Origin of the sequence: Thiohalocapsa sp., from assembly GCF_019695415.1 — a bacterium.
Classification (GTDB): domain Bacteria; phylum Pseudomonadota; class Gammaproteobacteria; order Chromatiales; family Chromatiaceae; genus Thiohalocapsa.
The window spans coordinates 1-2,537 of record NZ_JAIFKJ010000006.1; the positions used below are offsets into that span (position 1 = coordinate 1).

4 protein-coding genes are annotated in these 2,537 nt (G+C 65.4%); 2 read left to right on the top strand and 2 right to left on the bottom strand.

Translation table 11 applies throughout. The annotated features are described in order from the left end of the window. On the bottom strand, positions 1–236 hold a 236-nt coding region (locus tag I6U14_RS00065; protein WP_296895848.1), incomplete at its 3' end, for a hypothetical protein. A gap of 75 nt (positions 237–311) precedes the next feature. Here I6U14_RS00065 and I6U14_RS00070 point away from each other — a divergent pair. Continuing rightward, positions 312–851 carry a hypothetical protein gene (locus I6U14_RS00070; protein WP_296895849.1) on the top strand — a complete coding sequence of 180 codons (540 nt, stop codon included), beginning with the start codon at positions 312–314 and terminating at the stop codon, positions 849–851. Here the strand turns inward: I6U14_RS00070 and I6U14_RS00075 are convergent. Then, positions 841–1,185: a hypothetical protein gene (locus I6U14_RS00075; protein ID WP_296895850.1), complete on the bottom strand. Its 345-nt coding sequence runs from the start codon at positions 1,183–1,185 to the stop codon at positions 841–843. The genes I6U14_RS00070 and I6U14_RS00075 overlap by 11 nt on opposite strands. A gap of 225 nt (positions 1,186–1,410) precedes the next feature. Here I6U14_RS00075 and I6U14_RS00080 point away from each other — a divergent pair. Continuing rightward, the coding region (locus I6U14_RS00080) for an SLC13 family permease (protein ID WP_296895851.1) at positions 1,411–2,537 on the top strand (1,127 nt) is incomplete at its 3' end.

Here is a 2,537-nt window from a genome sequence, read left to right on the forward strand (position 1 = left end):
GAAAGCGGCACTGCAAGCAATATCGGCGCGCCAACGATCATCAGCCGGAACCACGTGTTCGCCAGCCCCGCGTCGGCCAACGCGCGCCACACCGGCGTCACGCCCAACATTTTAAGCGAGCCGATCACGCAGAGCGGGATCAGGAACAGAGCCGCGACATACATCATCAGCAGGTCCCAGCCCCAGATGATCGCGTCCGGGACGATCGCGACCCAGCGCCCGAGGTGCCGCCACACGCGCCCGCTCCGCATTGCCTGTTCCAGCCGGATCGACTATGCCTGATGGCGGCGCGGCGGCCAACGGAGCGGGGCATGGGCGAGGCGACCGAATTCGGCTACAAGACGAATGTGCTGCTGATGCGCCTGCTGATTTCTGGCGGGCTGACGGCGGCGGCGCTTCTGCTCTGGTCGCTGGCCGGCTGGGGCTTTTCCGGTTTTGACGCGATCCTCGGCGCGCTGGCGACGGCCTATTTTGGATCGCGCGTGCTCACCAATCTCTACGAGTTGGCGTTTCCGCGCCCCGTTGTCCGCGTGGACGACACCGGCATTCAGGACCGGCGGCTCGGCCCGGAGACGATCCCGTGGACGGCCATCACCGAGATCAAGCAGGTGACGGGCACCGTGGGCGCGGGAACGCTGTTCCTGGAAGTGCGCGAGCCCAGGCGCTACATCGGCCCGACGAAAGGGCTTCTATGGCTGGTCTACGTGCTGCGCGCGCGCTCCGGGCAGACCGGCTTCCTGCCGCTGACCCCGCCGAACGTGCTCGACCTCGGCGATATGGAGCTGCTGGACGCGGTCGACGAGCACTGCCCGCGCGAAATCCCGGTCACCCCGACAGGCCCTAAAAGCTGACATTGTTGATGATCCACGCCCCGGCCGCTGCGGTCAGTCCGGCGACCAGCACGGGTGCGAGCGTGCGCACGATCGCGCCCAGGAGCGTGGCGAACGCGGCCAGCGCGTTCTGGGCGGCGTCGAACAGTTCACGCGCGGCGCGATAGAGCAGATAGATCACCACGCCGGCGACAAGGACCAGCAGGATCTGTTCCAGAATGTGCAGATCGCCCAGATTGCCCCAGGGCACGGCGCGGATCTGCGCGATCGACCAGGTCCAGACGATCTCGACAAACCGGAAAATCGCCGCGATACCGTCTCGCAGGAACGCGATCAATTGATCAACGAATTCCATCAGCCTCTCCCTTGTTCTGCCCGGCCGACATGGGGCCATGATTTGAGCCGCCGGGAAAGACCGCGCGCGCAACAGCCGCGGGAGAAATCTTCACGCCGCGTCCCCTGACAACGCCAGTCCGTGCGATGCTATGGTGAACGGCGCGTCAATGAAATGCGCGCGGCGGCGCGGACCCCTAAGGGGCGCGCGTGGCCTGCGGGCGCAGCCAACAACAAGAGATGCCTCATGAGAACGCCGACGGCAAAAGGCGGGCTTTTCGCGGGTCTGAAGCGGGTCCGTCTCGCCACGCTCATCGCGGCGGCAGGCGGCGCGCTGGCGCTTTACCTGCTGGTCCTGTCGCTGGGCGGCGGGGCAAATGCCGACCAGCTGAAAACCTGGGCGCTGCTCGTTCTGGCCATCAGCCTGTTCGCCACGCACGTCCTGCCCGAGCATGTCACGGCGCTGACGGTGTTCCTTCTGGCGCTGCTGGGCGACATCGCGCCGGCGAATGTCGTGTTTTCAGGCTTCGAGGTGGGGGCCTTGTGGCTGCTGTTTTCAGGCATCGTCATCGGCGTAGCGGCGCAGGAAGCCGGTCTCGGCGCCTTCATTGCCCGGCGGATTCTGAGCCTGTGGCGGATGACCTATGTGCGGGCGGTCATCCTGCTGGTCGTCATCGCACTGGTGCTCGGGCTGATCATCCCGGCGACGATCCCGCGGATCATCCTGCTGATACCGGTGGCGCTGGGGATGGCCGAAGCCATGGGCTTCGAGGAAGGCGGCAAAGGCTATACCGGGCTGGCGCTCGCTGTCGGGCTGGGCACCTTCCTGCCCGCCTTCGCGGTGGTGACCGCCAATTTGCCGGCGGTCGTGCATGTCGGGGCGATCGAGTCGGTCTACGGCATCAAGATCTCCTATGCGGAGTTCCTGATTTATCAGCTTCCGGTCATCGGCGTGCTGCGGACGGTCGTGCTGATGGTCGTCCTGCTGGCACTGTTTTATCAGCCTGGTCAGCCAGTCGCGGAGGTTGGCCGCGAGCAGATGACGCCGCAGCAGCGCCGCCTGGCGGTGGTCCTGCTCGGCGCGATTGCCTTTTGGGCGACCGATGTGTTCCACGGCATCCATCCGGCCTGGATCGCAATGGCCGCGGCGGTGGCGATCCTCTGGCCCTCGGCACGGCTCATCAGTCCGACGGCATTCAAGGAAAAGGTCGATTTCGCGCCGGTGCTTTATGTCGCCAGCCTGCTGAGCATTGGCGCGATCCTGATCGAGAACGGCCTCGATACGGAACTGGGCGATTTCATGCTCGGCTTCGTCAGCTTTCACCCGGAAAGCCAGCTTTTCAATCTCTACCTGCTGACGGGTCTCTCGCAGCT

What these genes read in the sequence shown, in the direction of transcription:
- I6U14_RS00070 (WP_296895849.1), top strand. Translation starts at nt 312, where the DNA reads ATGGGCGAGGCGACCGAATTCGGCTACAAGACGAATGTGCTGCTGATG.
- I6U14_RS00075 (WP_296895850.1), bottom strand. Translation starts at nt 1,185, where the DNA reads ATGGAATTCGTTGATCAATTGATCGCGTTCCTGCGAGACGGTATCGCG.